Origin of the sequence: Faecalibacterium gallinarum, assembly GCF_022180365.1 — a bacterium.
Taxonomy (GTDB): domain Bacteria; phylum Bacillota; class Clostridia; order Oscillospirales; family Ruminococcaceae; genus Faecalibacterium; species Faecalibacterium gallinarum.
In genome coordinates this window covers 39,377-56,364 of record NZ_BQKV01000022.1, presented here as the reverse complement: position 1 = coordinate 56,364, position 16,988 = coordinate 39,377, and the positions used below count along the sequence as shown (strand labels likewise).

Here is a 16,988-nt window from a genome sequence, read left to right as displayed (position 1 = left end):
GACTTTCTTATAATAAAGAATACCGGAAGTGGGGTAGTATTGTCAATATCCTAGTCAAGACAAAATCAAAGAAGGTGACGATAAATAGTGAATTTCGGTTCCGCTCGGCTGTTCTTTGCATCTGCGGATGATTTTTAAGCCACTTTCTGTTATTCGATTGCTAACCGGAGCGCGGCTCGTTCGATGTTTTACAGAACCTTTGACTGCCGCAACGTGGGCCTATCGTTTTCTGCTCAAGGTACAGCCCAGACGAAAAACTGCCGAGATTCAGGGTTTGCACGAAGCTCAAAACCCTAGGGGTTCGCAGGGGTTGCGACTGTCGCGACTCGGGCCTTGCGGTCCCCGCCCAAGCTACGGCGCGGATGAAAAAGCGCGAATAAAAAGGCCCCGCCGGCAGAGGGAAGTGCCGACAGGGCCCGGGGGAATGTCAGGGATCAGGGGTTAGAGGGGGATCAGTCGTCCGCGCTCTCGTCCAGGTTGCCCAGCTTCTTGGCCTGCTCCACAACGCCGGCCACCAGGTTCTCGGGCAGAACCTCGTACCGGGCGAACTCGGTGGTAAACCAGCCGCGGCCCTGGGTGGTCTGACGGATGAAGGTGGTGAAACTGGTCAGCTCGGCCAGGGGCACCTCGGCGATGATGGTCTGCAGGCCGTCCTCATCGGGCTCCATGCCCAGGACACGGCCGCGGCGCTTGGTCACGTCGCCCATCACGTCGCCGGTGTTGTCGTTGGGAACATGGGCTTTCAGGGTGTGGACGGGCTCCAGAATCACCGGGCCAGCCTCGGGCAGAGCGGCCTTGTAGGCCAGCTTGGCGGCCATGATAAAGGCCATTTCGGAGCTGTCCACCGGGTGATAGCTGCCGTCCAGCAGGGTGGCTTTCAGGCCCACCACCGGGTAGCCCGCCAGAACGCCCTTCTCGGCGGCCAGACGGACGCCCTTCTCGACAGCGGGGAAGAAGTTCTTGGGGACGCTGCCGCCGAAGACCTTCTCCTCAAAGACCACGCCGTCGCCCTCGCAGGGCTCGAAGTTGATGATAACGTCGCCGAACTGGCCGTGGCCGCCGGTCTGCTTCTTGTGACGGCCCTGCTTCTGGCAGGCCTTGCGGATGGACTCGCGGTAGGCGATGCGGGGCGCTTCCAGGCCGATCTCGACGCCGAACTTGTTCTTCATCTTGGCCTTGACCACATCCAGGTGCTGCTCGCCCAGACCGCCGATGATCTGCTGGTGGGTCTCGGCGTTGTTCTCGTAGCTCAGGGTGGGATCTTCTTCCATCAGGCGGGCCAGAGCGCTGGAGATCTTGCCCTCGTCGCCCTTCTTAGCCACGGTGACCGCCATGAACAGGCTGGGCAGGGGGAAGACGGGGGCGGGCAGTTTCACCACACGGCTGGGATCACAGAGGGTGTCGCCGGTGCGGGCGCTGACCAGCTTGGCCACGGCGCCAATGTCGCCGGCGCCGATGGCGTCGGTCTCAATCTGCTTTTTGCCCGAAAGGAACATGGGCTTGCCCAGTTTCTCGGTCTCGCCGGTGCGGGCGTTCACCAGGTTCATGCCGGCGGTGACCTTGCCGCTGATGACCCGCAGATAGCTCAGCTTGCCCACGAAGGGATCGGCCACGGTCTTAAAGACATAGACAGCGGAGGGCTCGTCGTCGGAGCAGTGGAGCTCCACCGGCTCGCCATCGGCGTTCTCGGCCATGATGCCCTCGGCGTGGGCCGGGCTGGGCAGCAGTTTGTGCATATTATACAGCAGCATATCCAGAGCCTGCTGGTTCAGGGCGCTGCCGCAGAAAACGGGGGTAATCAGGCCGTCCTTGACGCCCTTGCGCATCCCCTCGACGATCTCCTCGGTGGTGAAGGGCTCGCCGCCGAAGAACTTCTCCATCAGCTCGTCGTCGGTCTCGGCGATGGCCTCGCTCATGGCCTCGATCAGGCCCTGGAACCGGTGGCCGATGTCGGGCAGATCAATCTGAATCTGCTTGCCGCTCTCATACTTGAACGCCTTCTGGCTGAACAGGTTGATGTACACGGTGGTGCCGTCGTCCAGCTTGGCGGGAACGACGCAGGGGCAGACAGTGGAGCCGAACTTGATCTTCATGTCCTCCAGGATCTTGAAGTAGTTGGTGTTCTCCAGGTCGCTCTTGGTGACGAAAACCATGGTGGCCTTGCCGTTCTTGCGGGCCAGCTGGAAGGCTTTCTCGGCGCCCACGGTGACGCCGCTGCGGCTGGACACGCAGACCAGAACGCTCTCGGCGGCGCGGATGCCCTCGTATTCGCCGGCCTCAAAGTCGAACAGGCCCGGTGCGTCGATCAGGTTGTACTTGATGCCATCATACTCCACCGGGACGACGGCGGCCGACAGGCTGGTCTTGCGCTTGATCTCCTCGGGGTCGAAGTCGGAAACGGTGGTGCCGTCTTCTACACGGCCCATACGCTCAGCAGCGCCCGAAAAATAGACCAATGCCTCGGTCAGCGTAGTCTTGCCGCTGCCGGCATGGCCTGCAATCAAAATATTGCGGATATTGTTGTTTGCGTATTTCATCGGTTCTTCCCTCATTTCCGCCTTGCGGAGCGTCCTCTCCGCTTTTGTGGCATATTTTACAAAGATAATACCACGACAAAGCTGAATTTTAAATAGAATGAATCAATTTTTTAGCAAAGTGACCGCCAAAATTCGGACAAAAGGTTTGTGCACTTTGCCCGCCCAGCGGGAAAATTGATTGTAATTCGTCGGCATTTGGGCTATAATTGCAGCGACAGCCCGGCCATTCTTTGACCCGGCCGGGCGGCTGGAACATAAGGGGGAGCCGCAATGAAGCGCACCGATTACATCAACTGGGACGAATATTTTATGGGGATCGCTCTTTTGACCGCCATGCGGTCCAAGGACCCGAGCAGCCAGGTGGGGGCCTGCATCGTCAGCCCGGAGAACAAGATCCTCTCTCTGGGTTACAATGGTATGCCCATCGGCTGCGACGACGACGCCATGCCCTGGGAGCGAGAGGGCTCGCCCCTGGACACCAAATATATGTACGTCTGCCACGCCGAGCTGAACGCTATCCTGAACAGCGCCCACAACAACCTGAAAGGGGCCCGGGTGTATGTCACCCTCTTCCCCTGCAACGAGTGCACCAAGGCCATCATCCAGTCGGGAATTCAGGAGGTGGTCTATTACAGCGACAAGTACCACGACTCCGATTCCAGCGTGGCAGCCCGCTTCATGTTCAAAAAGGCCGGTGTCCGCCTGACGCCCTACACCAATACCGAACGCAAAATTGAGTTGACTCTTTAATCCGCGCCGTAGCCTGGGCGGGAACCGCAAGGTCCGCGCCGCGACAGTTTTTCGTCCGCGCCGTAGCCTGGGCGGGAACCGCAAGGTCCGCGCCGCGACAGTTTTTCGTCCGCGCCGTAGCTTGGGTGGAAACCGCAAGGTCCGCGCCGCGACAGTTTTTCGTCCGCGCCGTAGCTTGGGTGGAAACCGCAAGGTCCGCGCCGCGACAGTTTTTCGTCCGCGCCGTAGCTTGGGTGGAAACCGCGAGGTCCGCGCCGCGACAGCCGGAACCGCTGCGAACCCCCAGGGTTTTGGGGCCCGTGCAGACCTGTGCCGGGCGCCTTTTTTGTCCGGGTTTTACTTTGCGCGGACAGGATTTCAATAAACATCTTGACCCGGCGGCCTTCCGGGACTATAATAACTGCATATTTATACGATGATATAGCCACGAAAGGGATGATTATACATGAACATGAAGAACCGCAGCTTTTTGAAGCTTCTGGACTACACCCCCGAGGAGATCGGCGAACTGCTGGACCTGGCGGCCAAGCTCAAGGCCGAAAAGAAGGCGGGCATCCGCCACGACACCCTCCGGGGCAAGAATATCGCCCTGATTTTCGAGAAGACCTCCACCCGCACCCGGTGCAGCTTTGAGGTGGCGGCCCACGATCTGGGGATGGAGGTTACCTATCTGGACCCCTCCGGCAGCCAGATTGGAAAAAAGGAATCCATCGCCGACACCGCCCGGGTGCTGGGCCGGATGTTCGACGGCATCGAGTACCGGGGCTACGGCCAGGAGATTGTGGAGGAGCTGGCCCACTATGCCGGTGTCCCCGTCTGGAACGGCCTGACCAATGAATTTCACCCCACCCAGATTCTGGCCGACTTCCTCACCATCCGGGAGCACTTCGGCCATCTGAAGGGGATCAACTTTGTCTATTTCGGCGATGCCCGCTATAACATGGGCAACAGCCTGATGGTGGGCTGTGCCAAGATGGGCCTGAACTTCACGGCCTGTGCCCCCGCCAAGTACCAGCCTGACCCGGCTCTGGTGGCCCAGTGCCAGGCCATCGCCGCCCAGACCGGGGCTACCATCCGGTTTGAGACCGACCCCCACAAGGCCGCCCAGGGCGCCGATGTCCTCTACACCGACGTGTGGGTCTCCATGGGCGAGCCGGTGGAGGTCTGGGCCGAGCGGATCGCCGACCTGGCCCCCTACCAGATCAACCAGGAGCTGATGGAGCTGGCCGGGCCTCAGGCGGTGTTCATGCACTGCCTGCCCGCTTTCCACGACCACAAGACCACTGTGGGCAAGGAGATGGGCGAGCGGTTCGGCCGGGACGCCATGGAGGTCACCGACGAGGTGTTCGAGGGCCCCCAGAGCATCGTGTTTGACGAGGCCGAAAACCGGATGCACACCATCAAGGCGGTCATGGCTGCTACCCTGGGCTATGAGGGGTAATCAAAACTTCTGAGACAAAAACACCCGCTGGGGAGAACCCGGCGGGTGTTTTTATTGGTTATTATTTTCAGAGCCGCAGCAGCCCGGCCTGGAGCAGGCGGCGGCGGATCAGGGCCCCCAGAGGGACGCTGACGGCGATCTTTAAAAGGTCGAAGGGGATGAAGGGCCAGACGCAGACGGTCAAAGCATAGCCCAGATCACACTGCATCTGGATCACAAACCAGGCGGTGCCCAGTACATAGCTGGCCGCGATGCCCAGGGCCAGGCCCACCGCCGAGGGCAGGGGACGGCCGTTGCTCCGTTCAATGAACCAGCCGCCGATGCAGGCGGTCAGCAAAAAGCCCACCAGATAGCCGCCGGTGGGGCCCGCCAGCTTGGCCAGCCCGGCGCCGTAGCCGGAAAAGACGGGCAGCCCCACCGCACCCAGCAGCAGGTAGACCAAAACGCTCAGGGTGCCCAGCCGGGCGCCCAGCAGCCAGGCGGCCAGGCAGATCACCAGGTTGGTCAGGGAGATGGGCACCGCCCCGATGGGGACGGACAAAGGCCCCAGAACGCACATGACGGCGGTTATCAGGGCGGTGACCGAGAGCTGGGCGGGGGTCAGGGTGAATTTATGTTCTTTCATGACGGCATCACACTTCCTTTTTTATATGAAAGTATAGCGGCCCGAGGCGCTGGGGTCAACCCTCCCGGGCGGCGGCCCGCAGGGTTTTTTCCAGTTCCAGGGCGGCGACGCTCAAGGGACGGCTCTTGTCCTTCACCAGGCTGATCCACCGGGCGGGGATGGGCTGGTCCAGGCTCAGCTGGATGACTTCCCCTTTTTCGAGAGGGCCCCGGGCCAGCTCCATGGGCACAAACCCCAGCCCCAGCCCGTACCGCACCATGGGAAGGATCTGGTCGGCGGTGGCGGCCTGGATATCAGGGGAGAGGGTGAGACCCTGCTGGGCGAAGAGCTGGCCGAAAAAGGTATAGGTAGAGCTGCCCGGCCCCAGACAGACCAGGGGCAGGTCCGCCACCTCCTGAAGGGTCAGAGGCCGGGCGGCCAGATCGGCATACTCCGGCCCGGCCACCAAAACATCCTGGGTGGGGCGCAGGGGGATCTCCGCCAGCGGTTTAGAAATTTCGTCGCAGGGGGTGCAGACCACCGCCAGCTCCACCAGCCCCGCCCGCAGGGCCGCCACCGCCTGGGGGGAGGAGTGGTTGGTGATCTGGAACCGGACCCCCGGGTGCTGCTGGCGGAATCGCCGAAGCACCGGCAGCAAAAGCCCATGCAGGGCGGTTTCGCTGGCCCCGATGGACACCGATCCGCTCTGGAGGCTGCGGCTGCCCGCCAGCTCGTACTCGGCGGCCTGCAGTTGTTCCTGCATGATCTGGACGTGGGCAAAGAGCTTTTCCCCCTCGGGGGTCAGGGTCACCCCCCGATGGGAGCGCTGGAACAGCCGGCACCCCAATTCCCGCTCCAGGGCGTTGATGGTGCGGGTGACGTTGGGCTGGTTGCTCTGGAGCGCATGCGCCGCCCGGGTCAGGCTCTGGTAACGCGCCACATAATAGAAAATCCGGTAGTAGTCGTAGGGGATGGACATGGTCTCACCTCGAAAATATGTCAAAAGCTGATGCCAGCCATACAAAAAATACCTTTTACATATGCCTGCAAAAAAATTATAATTCTTTTTGGCAAAAAATACAACAGTCGCTTTGTGAAAAAGCGGATGGAATGGGAGGAGATATTTCATGAATAAGGATTTAACGGTAGGCAACCCTTATACCGTGCTCTGGCGGTTCTGCCTGCCCATGTTCGGCAGCGTGATCTTCCAGCAGTTATATAACATTGCGGACAGCCTGGTGGCGGGCAAGTTTGTGGGCGAGAACGCCCTGGCCGCCGTGGGCAACAGCTACGAGATCACCCTGATTTTCATTGCCTTCGCCTTCGGGTGCAACATCGGCAGCTCGGTGGTGGTCTCCCGGTTCTTCGGCGCCAAGAACTACTCCGAGATGAAGACCGCCGTCTCCACCTCCATGATCGGCTGCGCGGTGCTCTGCGCCGCCCTGATGGGGGTGGGCCTGCTGGGCAGCGACGCTTTGCTCCGGCTCATCAACACCCCCGCCGAGATCCTGGCGGATTCGGAGCTGTATCTGGACATCTATGTGCTGGGCCTGCCCTTCATGTTCTTTTATAATGTAGCCACCGGCATCTTCTCGGCCCTGGGCGACAGCAAGACCCCCTTCTACTTCCTGGCGGCCTCCTCTACGGCCAACATTGCGGTGGATATCCTCTTTGTCACCGCCTTCGATATGGGGGTTGCGGGCGTTGCCTGGGCAACCTTCCTCTGCCAGAGCATCAGCTGCGTGCTGGCCCTGTGGGTGGTGTTCCGGCGTCTCAAGGGCGTCCACACCGAGGGCAAGATGGTTTGGTTCTCCTGGAAGATGCTCCGGACCATCGCCGTGGTGGTGGTGCCCAGTATTTTGCAGCAGAGCTTTATCTCGGTGGGCAATATCGTGATTCAGTCGGTCATCAACAGCTTCGGCGCCAGCGTCATCGCGGGCTACTCCGCTTCCATTAAGTTGAATAACCTGGTGGTCACTTCCTTCACCACCCTGGGCAACGGCATCTCCAACTACACCTCCCAGAACATGGGCGCCCAGAAAATGGACCGGGTGCGGGAGGGCTTTGTCTCCGGCATGAAACTGGTCTGGGCCATCTGCCTGCCCCTGGTGGCCCTCTACTTCTTCGCGGGGCGGTGGCTGCTTTACCTCTTCATGAACGACACCGCCAGCGCCATGGCCACCGAGACCGGCCTGCTCTTCCTTCGGATTGTGGCTCCCTTCTACTTTGTGGTCTCGGCCAAGCTGGTGGCCGACGGCGTGCTCCGTGGCTGCGCCATGATGGGACGCTTTATGGTGGCCACCTTCACCGACCTGATCCTGCGTGTGGCCCTGGCCATCTTCCTGTCGGGCACTGCCCTGGGCTCCACCGGCATCTGGCTGGCCTGGCCCATCGGCTGGGCTGTGGGCGCAGCGGTCTCCCTGGTGTTCTATTATACCGCCGTGGCCCGGGCGCCCCAGAGTGAACAAATCTGTGCAGAAGCGTGAATTTTTCTTGAGCGGATTTTGCCGAAGTTGAATAGAATCGCATAACGAAAGTAAAATTTGTTCAACCTGACAATAAAATCAGCTCATCTATGAAAAAACTATGTCTGCTTTGTGAATTGCAGCAAAATTGGCGGACAGCTATAATGATACCAAGCAAGGAGGCTTACGGAGAGAGGCCTCCTTGCTCTGTCTTTTCAGGCAGTCACACAGCAAAATGAACGACTAATGGAGGGTATACATATGAAAAAGCTGATTTCCCGCCGTCAGTTCCTGGCTGCTGCCGGCGTTGTGGCCGCAGCTGGTGCGCTGAGCGCATGCGGTTCTTCTTCCAGCACGGCGGGTTCCGCCGCCGCCTCTGCCGGTGATACCATCAAGGTGGGCGTTCTGGCTCCCCTGACCGGCGAGGTTTCCAACTACGGCCTGGCTGTTTCCAACGGCGTGCAGCTGTACCTGGAGCAGGTCAATGAGGCCGGCGGCATCAACGGCAAGCAGATCGAAGTCATCCTGATGGATGAGCAGGGCGACGCCACCCAGGCGGTCAACTGCTTCACCCAGATGGTGGACGAGGGCATCACCGGCCTGATCGGCGATGTCACCACCGCCCCCACCCTGGCGGTTGTGGCCGAGAGCCAGGACTACAATATGCCCATGGTGACCGCCTCCGCCACCGCCGAGGCTGTGACCTACGACGCCGAGACCGACACCGTTTACTCGAACGTCTTCCGCACCACCTTCACCGACCCCTACCAGGGCATCAAGATGGCGGATTACGCTTACGAGAAGCTGGGCTACCGCAAGGCCGCCGTCATCTTCCAGAAGGGCGCTGACTACAACGAGGGCCTGGCAGAGAACTTTGAGATCGAGTTCGAGGCCAACGGCGGCGAGATCGTCGCCTCCGAGAGCTACTCCAAGGGCGACGTGGACTTCAAGACCCAGCTGACCACCATCCTGGGCAAGAACCCCGAGGTCGTCTTCTGCCCCAACTACTACGAGGATGTGGGCCAGATCCTGGCTCAGGCCGAGAGCGTTGGCCTGGATGTGCCTTTCCTGGGCGGCGACGGCTGGGACGGCGTGGCCGGCTACGCCACCGCAGACCAGCTGAAGGACAGCTACTTCTGCGCCAACTACGCTGTGGGCGCGGCTCCTGAGTTCGAGAGCGCCTACGAGGAGAAGTACGGCGAGGCATACCCCAACGGCTTCGCGCCCCTGGGCTATGACGCCGCCGTCACCCTGTGCTACGGCATCCAGGCCGCCGAGGAGGCTGGTCTGGAGCCCGCTACCGACGAGTACAAGCAGGCCGTGATCGACGCCATCAAGAACGGCACCATCGAGGGCGTCACCGGCAGCTTTACCTTTGACGAGCACAACAACCCCATCAAGACCGCGGCGATCCTGACCTTTGAGAACGGCGAGGCTGTCCTGAAAGAGCAGTACTAATCCGGGCCTTGGGCATAAAGGACGTATGAACCCTGCGGAGATCGCTCGAACCGAAGTGCTCGGAGGTCTCCGCATTTTTCATGGTTTCAAAATTCGGGCGCGCCCGCGCCCTGAAGAAAGGATGTATCTGGAACAATGACCGTGTTCTTTAGTCAGCTGATCAACGGCCTTTCCCTGGGCAGCATCTACGCGCTGATTGCACTGGGTTACAGCATGGTGTACGGCATTATCCTGCTGCTCAACTTTGCCCACGGCGACATCATCATGGTGGGCGCCTATATGTCCTGGTTCGTCATGAGCCAGCTGGGCCTGGGCCCGGTGGCGGCGGTCTGCGCCTCCATCATCACCTGTACGGTGCTGGGCGTGGTGATCGAGAAGATCGCCTATACCCCCCTGCGGGGCGCACCCCGTATCTCCCTGCTGATCACCGCCATCGGCGTCTCCTTTTTCCTGGAGTACACCACCGAGCTTTTGCTGGGCTCGGGGGCCAAGGTGATCCCGGCCTACTTTGAGAGCAAAGTCTTCCGCCTGGGGGATGTCAACCTGGGCCTGACCGCCATCATCACCCTGACGGTGACGGTGGCCTCCATGCTGGTGCTCTCCTTCCTGGTGCGGCAGACCAAGCTCGGCAAAGCCATGCGGGCTGTCTCGGAGGATATGGACGCCGCCCGGCTGATGGGCGTCAACGTCAACAGCACCATCTCCTTTACCTTTGCGGTGGGTTCGGCCCTGGCCGGCATCGGCTCGGTGCTTTACTGCTGCAGCTACCCCCAGGCGACCCCCACCATGGGCTCCATGCTGGGCCTGAAAGCCTTCGTCGCCGCCGTTCTGGGCGGCATCGGCTCCATCCCGGGGGCCATGATCGGCGGCATCGCCATCGGCCTGTGCGAGAGCTTTGTCTCGGCCATCGGCCTGTCGGCCTGGCGTGACGCCGTCACCTTTGCGATCCTGATTCTGGTGCTGCTGATTAAGCCCACCGGCTTTATGGGCCGCAAGGTGCAGGAAAAGGTCTAAGGAGGGGTTTAAATCATGTACACTGTCAAACGCAAAACCCTCAAGATGCAGCTGCGCTACTCCATCAATGCAGTGCTGATCTGCGTTTTGTTCCTGGTACTCAACTACCTGACCCAGAACGTCCTGTCCACCTACCAGAATAAGGTTCTGCTGCTGGTGGGCATCAACATCATTCTGGCGGTTTCTCTGAACGTGGCCACCGGCTACCTGGGCCAGCTGCCCCTGGGTCACGCGGGCTTTATGGCGGTGGGTGCTTACACCTGCGCCCTCTTCACCAAGTACAGCCCCCTGCCGGAGAACCTCAACGGCCTGTCCTTCGCCCTGGGCCTGGCCCTGGGCGCCCTGATGGCCGGTCTCTTCGGTGTGGCCATCGGCATCCCCGCCCTGCGGCTCACCGGCGACTATCTGGCCATCCTGACCCTGGGTTTTGGCGAGATCATCCGGATCACCCTGAACAACATCGACGACGTGCTGGGGTACGACCTGTTCTACGGCGCAAAGGGCCTGAAGAACATTCCCAAGTACTCCAACTACTGGACGGTCTTTGTCTGCGTGGTCATCACCTGCTTTGCCATCCACGCCATGATGAAGTCCCGCCACGGCCGGGCCATCCTGGCCATCCGGGACAACGAGATCGCCGCCGAGTCCTGCGGCATCCAGACCACCTACTATAAGGTCATGGCCTTCTCCTTCTCGGCGGCCTTTGCGGGTCTGGCGGGCGGCCTCTACGCCTGCTACCTGGGCGTTCTGGACCCGTCCAGCTTCGGCTTCATGAAGTCCATCGAGATCCTGGTCATGGTGGTTCTGGGCGGCATGGGCTCCATGCTGGGCTCCATCCTCTCGGCCAGCGTGCTGACCATCCTGCCCGAGGCTCTGCGCAGCTTCGCCGATTACCGAATGGTGATTTACTCCCTGGTGCTGGTCTTTATGATGATCTTCCGTCCGGGCGGACTGCTGGGCAGCTATGACTTCTCCCTGAGCCGCATCATCGAAAAGGTTATGAACCGGAAAGGAGAGCGCTGAGCCATGAGCGATAAACTGTATAGTATTCCTTCCGGCGGTTTCCTGACCGAGCGGGACAAGGACAAGCGCCCCATCCTGGACGTGCGTGAACTGGGCATCGACTTCGGCGGCCTGACCGCCGTGGATGGCTTTAACCTGATGATCGGCCGCAACGAGATCACCGGCCTGATCGGCCCCAACGGTGCGGGCAAGACCACCGTCTTTAACCTCTTGACCAACGTCTACCAGCCCACCCGGGGCTCCATCCTGCTGGATGGCGTGCCCACCGCCGGCAAAAAGGCCTATCAGGTCAACCGGATGGGCGTGGCCCGTACCTTCCAGAACATCCGCCTGTTCAAGGACCTGTCGGTGATCGACAACGTCCGGGTGGGCCTGCACGAGTCCATGAACTACAACCTGGCCTCGGCGGTCTTCCGGATGCCCTCCTTCTGGAAGCAGGAGAAGCGGACCACCGAGGAAGCCCTGGAGCTGCTGGACCTGTTCCACATGGCCGACCTGGCCGAGACCACCGCGGGCAGTCTGCCTTATGGCGCCCAGCGCCGTCTGGAGATCCTGCGGGCCCTGGCCACCCGTCCGAAGCTCTTGCTGTTGGACGAGCCCGCCGCCGGCATGAACCCCTCTGAGACCGCCGAGCTGATGGAGACCATCCGCCGGATCCGGGAGGAGTTCGACCTGGCCATCCTGCTGATCGAGCACGACATGAACCTGGTCATGGGCATCTGCGAGGGCATCGCGGTGCTGAACTTCGGCCGGGTCATCGCCAAGGGCACCCCGGATGAGATCCGCAACAATCCCCAGGTCATCGAGGCCTATCTGGGCAAAAAGGAGGGCTGAGCCATGGCCGAAACGATGCTGAAAGTTGAGAACATCAACGTCTATTATGGCAACATCCACGCCATCAAGGATATTTCCTTCCAGGTCAACCAGGGCGAGATCGTCACCCTGATCGGCGCCAACGGCGCGGGCAAATCCACCACCCTGAAAACCATCTCCGGCCTGCTCCACCCCAAGACGGGCGAAATTGTCTACCAGGGCAAGAACATCCGGGGGATGCGGGCTCACAAGATCGTGGAGTCCGGCCTGGCCCAGGTGCCTGAGGGGCGCCGGGTCTTCCTCCACATGAGCGTGGAGGAGAACCTGGAGATGGGCGGCTTTACCCAGCCGGCGGGCACCATCGCCCCCAACATGGAGAAGGTTTACTCCCTCTTCCCCCGGCTGAAGGAGCGCCGCCGCCAGATGGCGGGCACCCTGTCCGGCGGCGAACAGCAGATGCTGGCCATGGGCCGCGCCCTGATGAGCGGGGCCTCCATGCTGATGCTGGACGAGCCCTCCATGGGCCTGTCGCCCCTGCTGGTGCAGGAGATCTTCAAGATCATCCAGGACGTCCACAAGCAGGGCATGACCATCCTGCTGGTGGAGCAGAACGCCCAGATGGCCCTTTCCATCGCCGACCGGGCCTATGTGCTGGAAACCGGCCGGATCGTCATGGAGGGCACCGGCAAAGAGCTCCTCACCAACGAGGAGGTCAGCAAGGCCTATCTGGGCGGCTGATCGAAACCCATAAACAGGAGAGAGCGAAAATGTGCGGGGGTATTATCTGCCAAAAAATTGCAGCAGCCCATGTGAACGTTTGAAAAACCAGTTTTAGATGTTTGCATGGGAGATACCGCAATGAAAGAGAATCACTACGACAACGAAACCTTTTTCCAGAAATACAGCCAGATGACCCGTTCCCAACAGGGCCTGCAAGGAGCCGGGGAGTGGTCCGAGCTCCAAAAGCTGCTGCCGGATTTCCGGGGCAAGCGGGTGCTGGATCTGGGCTGCGGCTACGGCTGGCACTGCAAATACGCGGCGGACCAGGGGGCGGCCTCGGTTCTGGGCACTGACCTCTCGGAGAAGATGCTCCAAAAGGCCGGGCAGCTCAACCCCGCGCCCCAGATCACCTATCAGCGGGCCGCCATGGAGGACCTGTGCTTTGCGGCGGGGAGCTTCGATGTGGTTTTGAGCTCCCTCGCCTTCCACTATGTGGAGGCGTTCGGGCCCCTGGTGGAGCGGATTTACAGATGGCTGACCCCGGGCGGGGACTTCGTCTTTTCGGTGGAGCACCCGGTCTTTACCGCCTACGGCAGCCAGGACTGGTACTACAACGAAAAAGGGGAGATCCTCCACTTCCCGGTGGATAACTACTATTACGAGGGCCGGCGGGAGGCCATTTTCCTGGGGGAAAAGGTGGTTAAATACCACCGGACCCTGACCACCTATCTGGACACCCTGCTCCGGGCGGGGTTTGAACTGTGCCGGATTGTGGAGCCCCAGCCCCCCGAGAATATGATGGATCTGCCGGGGATGAAGGACGAAATGCGCCGCCCCATGATGCTCCTAGTGTCGGCCCGGAAAAAGTAAAATCCAGCTTTTCTTCTACCGGCTGCTTCGGCGGCCGGTATTTTTCTGACCGATTATTACAGATCGGAATGGATGCCCTGGCGGGGACACCCCCGGGCACTGGCAATATAAACAAAAAAGCGCGGGCTGTTTTTACGCGGCCCGCGCTTTTCTTATACGTTTTGTAGAATTAGCCTTGGGGATAACACTCTGTTCCCAGCAGCTGCTGGGCCCGCCGGACGGCCTCGTCGGTGGGGGTGGGCACCCCTTCCAGGGGATAGGGGATGCCCAGCTGCTTCCACTTAAAGACCCCCAGGGTGTGGTAGGGGAGAACCTCTACTCGCTCCACCGTTTTCAGACTGGCGATGAACTCGCCCATTTGTTTGAGCCCCGCCTCGTCGTCGGTCAGGCCGGGCACCAGCACATGGCGGATCCAGAGGGGGATGCCCTTGTCCGAGAGGTACCGGGCCAGGGCCAGGATGTTCTCATTGGACTGGCCGGTGAGGGCCCGGTGCTTTTCCGGGTCCATCTCTTTCAGGTCCAATAGAACCAGGCTGGTGGATTCCAGCAGCTTGTCAAACCGGGCCAGATAGACCGGGTCCTCGGGGCGGAAGGGCTGCCCTGCCGTGTCCAGGGCGGTGTGGACGCCCTTCTCCCGGGCCAGCCGGAACAGCTCGGTGACAAAGTCCAGCTGCAACAGGGGCTCGCCTCCGCTGACGGTGATGCCGCCCTTTTTGCCCCAGTAGTTGCGGTACCGCCAGACGTGGCGGAACAGGTCCCCGGCGGTCCATTCCTGGCCGCCGCAGCCCTGGCCGCAGGCCCAGGTCTCGGGGTTATGGCAGTACTTGCACCGGAGGGCGCAGCCCTGCAAAAATACCACGAACCGGACCCCCGGGCCGTCCACCGAGCCGAAGCTCTCCAGGGAGTGGACCAGCCCCTTTGTCTCACATGCTTGCATGGCAGGTGCGGGCGATAACGTCCATCTGCTGCTCGCGGGTCAGGTCGATGAACTTGACCGCGTAGCCCGAGACACGGATGGTGAAGTTGGCATACTCCTCCTTCTCGGGGTGCTCCATGGCGTCCAGCAGCTTCTCTTTGCCAAAGACGTTGACGTTCAGGTGGTGGGCGCCCTGGTCAAAGTAGCCGTCCATCACCTGGACCAGGTTCTCCACCCGCTCGGCCTCGCTGTGGCCCAGAGCGTCGGGGTTGATGGTCTGGGTGTTGGAGATGCCGTCCAGAGCCCAGTGATAGGGCAGCTTTGCCACCGAGTTCAGACTGGCCAGCAGGCCGTTCTGCTCCGCGCCGTAGCTGGGGTTGGCGCCCGGGGCGAAGGGAGTGTAAGCCTTCCGCCCGTCGGGCAGAGCGCCGGTGTACTTGCCGTAGACCACGTTGGAGGTGATGGTCAGGATGGAGGTGGTGGCCTCCGAATTGCGGTAGGTGTGGCGCTTCTTGATCATCTCCAGGAAGGTCCGCAGCAGCCAGACGCCGATCTCGTCGGCCCGGTCGTCGTCGTTGCCGTACTTGGGGAACTCGCCCTCGGTGACGTAGTCCACCACCAGGCCGGCCTCGTTCCGGACGGTCTTGACCTTGGCGTACTTGATGGCGCTCAGGGAGTCGATCACGTGGGAGAAGCCTGCGATGCCGGTGGCGAAGGTGCGGCGGACGTCGGTGTCGATGAGGGCCATCTCGGCTTCCTCATAGTAGTACTTGTCGTGCATGTACTGGATCAGGTTCAGCACGTTGACGTACAGCCCGGCCAGCCAGTCCAGCATCTGGACGTACTTGGGCAGGACCTCGTCGTAGTTCAGGTACTCGCTGGTGATGGGGGCGTACTGGGGGCCCACCTGCTCGCCGTTCTTCTCGTCCACGCCGCCGTTGATGGCGTAGAGCAGGCACTTGGCGAGGTTCGCCCGGGCGCCGAAGAACTGCATCTCCTTGCCGGTCTGGGTGGCGGACACGCAGCAGCAGATGGAGTAGTCATCGCCCCAGACCGGCTTCATCACGTCGTCGTTCTCGTACTGCACCGAGCTGGTGTTGATGGACACCTTGGCGGCGTACTTCTTGAAGTTTTCGGGCAGGGCCGAGGAGTAGAGGACGGTCAGGTTGGGTTCGGGGGCGGGGCCCATGTTCTCCAGGGTGTGGAGGAAGCGGTAGCAGGTCTTGGTGACCATGCTGCGGCCGTCCATCCCGATGCCGCCCACCTCCAGGGTGGCCCAGACCGGGTCGCCGGAGAAGAGCTGGTTGTAGCTGGGGATGCGGGCGAACTTGACCATCCGGAACTTCATGACCATGTGGTCGATCAGCTCCTGTGCCTGGGTCTCGGTCAGCAGGCCACGCTCCAGATCCCGCTGGATGTAGATATCCAGGAAGGTGGAGATCCGGCCCACGCTCATGGCGGCGCCGTTCTGGGTCTTGATGGCGGCCAGATAGCCGAAGTAGAGCCACTGGCAGGCCTCCTTGGCGTTCTGGGCGGGCTGAGAGATGTCGTAGCCGTAGGCCTCGGCCATCTTCTTCATCCCCTTCAGGGCGGAGATCTGGCGGGCCACTTCTTCCCGCAGGCGGATCACGTCGTCGGTCATGGTGCCGTCGCCGCAGTTAGCCAGATCGTGCTGCTTTTCCTCGATCAGGCGGTCGATGCCGTAGAGGGCCACCCGGCGGTAGTCGCCCACGATCCGGCCGCGGCCGTAGGTGTCGGGCAGGCCGGTGATGATGTGGCTGTGGCGGGCCTTCTTCATCTCGGGGGTGTAGGCGTCAAACACCGCCTGGTTGTGGGTGCGGGTGTAGTCGGTGAAGATCTTGTGCAGCTCGGCGCTGGGCTGATAGCCGTAGGTGGTGCAGGCCTGCTCGGCCATTTTAATGCCGCCGTAGGGCATAAAGGCACGCTTGAGGGGTTTATCCGTCTGCAGGCCGACGATCTGTTCCAGATCCTTGAGGGCTTCGTCGATGTAGCCGGGACCGTAGGCGGTCAGACTGCTGACCACTTCGGTTTCCATGTCCAGCACGCCGCCCTTGGCACGCTCGGCCTTTTGCAGCTGCTGCAAAGCGCCCCAGAGCTTGTCGGTGGCTTCGGTGGGGCCGGCCAGGAACGACTCATCCCCGTTATAAGGGGTGTAGTTCTTCTGGATGAAATCCCGGACGTTGACTTCTTCTTTCCAGATGCGGCCCTCAAAGCCTTCCCACTGGGTATAATCCTTCATGAGTAACCTCCTGATTTTTATAGTTAGAAAACGCTAACCACTCGGAGTTATAGAAAGGGCCCGTACACAACGCAAAGGGCCCTTGATAACCGGAATGGTCTTTCCTGCCGGGGGTTG

14 protein-coding genes are annotated in these 16,988 nt (G+C 61.1%); 9 read left to right on the top strand and 5 right to left on the bottom strand.

What is annotated here, in order from left to right:
• Window positions 1–452: 452 nt before the first annotated feature.
• Window positions 453–2,537, bottom strand: coding sequence for an elongation factor G (locus JCM17207_RS03220; protein WP_238316224.1), 2,085 nt, complete (start codon window positions 2,535–2,537; stop codon window positions 453–455).
• 270 nt (window positions 2,538–2,807) lie between these two features.
• On the opposite strand from JCM17207_RS03220, the gene JCM17207_RS03215 reads away from it, so the two are divergent.
• Window positions 2,808–3,287, top strand: a complete 480-nt coding sequence (locus tag JCM17207_RS03215; protein WP_238316223.1) for a deoxycytidylate deaminase — start codon at window positions 2,808–2,810, stop codon at window positions 3,285–3,287.
• Between the two features lie 445 nt (window positions 3,288–3,732).
• The gene (argF, locus tag JCM17207_RS03210; RefSeq protein WP_238316222.1) at window positions 3,733–4,728 is read left to right on the top strand and encodes an ornithine carbamoyltransferase; all 996 of its coding nucleotides are present in this window, start codon (window positions 3,733–3,735) and stop codon (window positions 4,726–4,728) included.
• Between the two features lie 67 nt (window positions 4,729–4,795).
• Here argF and JCM17207_RS03205 read toward each other — a convergent pair whose 3' ends face one another.
• Complete coding sequence (locus JCM17207_RS03205; RefSeq protein WP_238316221.1) at window positions 4,796–5,353, bottom strand: biotin transporter BioY; 558 nt, start codon at window positions 5,351–5,353, stop codon at window positions 4,796–4,798.
• A 55-nt stretch (window positions 5,354–5,408) separates the two neighbouring features.
• Window positions 5,409–6,335, bottom strand: coding sequence for a LysR family transcriptional regulator (locus tag JCM17207_RS03200; RefSeq protein ID WP_309295401.1), 927 nt, complete (start codon window positions 6,333–6,335; stop codon window positions 5,409–5,411).
• 124 nt (window positions 6,336–6,459) lie between these two features.
• On the opposite strand from JCM17207_RS03200, the gene JCM17207_RS03195 reads away from it, so the two are divergent.
• The 7 genes from JCM17207_RS03195 to JCM17207_RS03165 all read left to right on the top strand — a co-directional run bounded on the left by JCM17207_RS03195 (window position 6,460) and on the right by JCM17207_RS03165 (window position 13,695).
• Complete coding sequence (locus JCM17207_RS03195; protein ID WP_238316220.1) at window positions 6,460–7,818, top strand: MATE family efflux transporter; 1,359 nt, start codon at window positions 6,460–6,462, stop codon at window positions 7,816–7,818.
• 240 nt (window positions 7,819–8,058) lie between these two features.
• A complete protein-coding gene (locus JCM17207_RS03190; RefSeq protein WP_238316219.1) occupies window positions 8,059–9,255 on the top strand; it encodes an ABC transporter substrate-binding protein in 1,197 nt (398 codons plus the stop codon).
• 135 nt (window positions 9,256–9,390) lie between these two features.
• Window positions 9,391–10,269, top strand: coding sequence for a branched-chain amino acid ABC transporter permease (locus tag JCM17207_RS03185; protein WP_238316218.1), 879 nt, complete (start codon window positions 9,391–9,393; stop codon window positions 10,267–10,269).
• Between the two features lie 15 nt (window positions 10,270–10,284).
• On the top strand, window positions 10,285–11,292 hold the full coding sequence (locus tag JCM17207_RS03180) for a branched-chain amino acid ABC transporter permease (protein ID WP_238316217.1): 1,008 nt from the start codon (window positions 10,285–10,287) through the stop codon (window positions 11,290–11,292).
• Between the two features lie 3 nt (window positions 11,293–11,295).
• Entirely contained in the window at window positions 11,296–12,126 is an 831-nt protein-coding gene (locus JCM17207_RS03175; protein ID WP_238316216.1) for an ABC transporter ATP-binding protein, read from the top strand.
• 3 nt (window positions 12,127–12,129) lie between these two features.
• Complete coding sequence (locus tag JCM17207_RS03170) at window positions 12,130–12,843, top strand: ABC transporter ATP-binding protein (protein ID WP_238316215.1); 714 nt, start codon at window positions 12,130–12,132, stop codon at window positions 12,841–12,843.
• A 120-nt stretch (window positions 12,844–12,963) separates the two neighbouring features.
• On the top strand, window positions 12,964–13,695 hold the full coding sequence (locus JCM17207_RS03165) for a class I SAM-dependent methyltransferase (RefSeq protein WP_238316214.1): 732 nt from the start codon (window positions 12,964–12,966) through the stop codon (window positions 13,693–13,695).
• Between the two features lie 169 nt (window positions 13,696–13,864).
• Here JCM17207_RS03165 and pflA read toward each other — a convergent pair whose 3' ends face one another.
• Together pflA and pflB are read right to left on the bottom strand one after the other, a co-directional pair.
• Entirely contained in the window at window positions 13,865–14,632 is a 768-nt protein-coding gene (gene pflA, locus JCM17207_RS03160; protein ID WP_238316213.1) for a pyruvate formate-lyase-activating protein, read from the bottom strand.
• Window positions 14,619–16,871: a formate C-acetyltransferase gene (gene pflB, locus JCM17207_RS03155; protein ID WP_238316212.1), complete on the bottom strand. Its 2,253-nt coding sequence runs from the start codon at window positions 16,869–16,871 to the stop codon at window positions 14,619–14,621. Before pflB ends, pflA begins: the two co-directional genes overlap by 14 nt.
• Window positions 16,872–16,988: the final 117 nt, after the last annotated feature.

Bases quoted from the DNA above. Each gene is read 5' to 3' on its own strand.
- JCM17207_RS03185 (WP_238316218.1), top strand. From the start codon at position 9,391: ATGACCGTGTTCTTTAGTCAGCTGATCAACGGCCTTTCCCTGGGCAGC.
- JCM17207_RS03215 (WP_238316223.1), top strand. From the start codon at position 2,808: ATGAAGCGCACCGATTACATCAACTGGGACGAATATTTTATGGGGATC.
- JCM17207_RS03195 (WP_238316220.1), top strand. From the start codon at position 6,460: ATGAATAAGGATTTAACGGTAGGCAACCCTTATACCGTGCTCTGGCGG.
- JCM17207_RS03175 (WP_238316216.1), top strand. From the start codon at position 11,296: ATGAGCGATAAACTGTATAGTATTCCTTCCGGCGGTTTCCTGACCGAG.
- JCM17207_RS03220 (WP_238316224.1), bottom strand. From the start codon at position 2,537: ATGAAATACGCAAACAACAATATCCGCAATATTTTGATTGCAGGCCAT.
- JCM17207_RS03170 (WP_238316215.1), top strand. From the start codon at position 12,130: ATGGCCGAAACGATGCTGAAAGTTGAGAACATCAACGTCTATTATGGC.
- JCM17207_RS03165 (WP_238316214.1), top strand. From the start codon at position 12,964: ATGAAAGAGAATCACTACGACAACGAAACCTTTTTCCAGAAATACAGC.
- JCM17207_RS03180 (WP_238316217.1), top strand. From the start codon at position 10,285: ATGTACACTGTCAAACGCAAAACCCTCAAGATGCAGCTGCGCTACTCC.
- pflB (WP_238316212.1), bottom strand. From the start codon at position 16,871: ATGAAGGATTATACCCAGTGGGAAGGCTTTGAGGGCCGCATCTGGAAA.
- argF (WP_238316222.1), top strand. From the start codon at position 3,733: ATGAACATGAAGAACCGCAGCTTTTTGAAGCTTCTGGACTACACCCCC.
- JCM17207_RS03190 (WP_238316219.1), top strand. From the start codon at position 8,059: ATGAAAAAGCTGATTTCCCGCCGTCAGTTCCTGGCTGCTGCCGGCGTT.
- JCM17207_RS03205 (WP_238316221.1), bottom strand. From the start codon at position 5,353: ATGAAAGAACATAAATTCACCCTGACCCCCGCCCAGCTCTCGGTCACC.
- pflA (WP_238316213.1), bottom strand. From the start codon at position 14,632: ATGCAAGCATGTGAGACAAAGGGGCTGGTCCACTCCCTGGAGAGCTTC.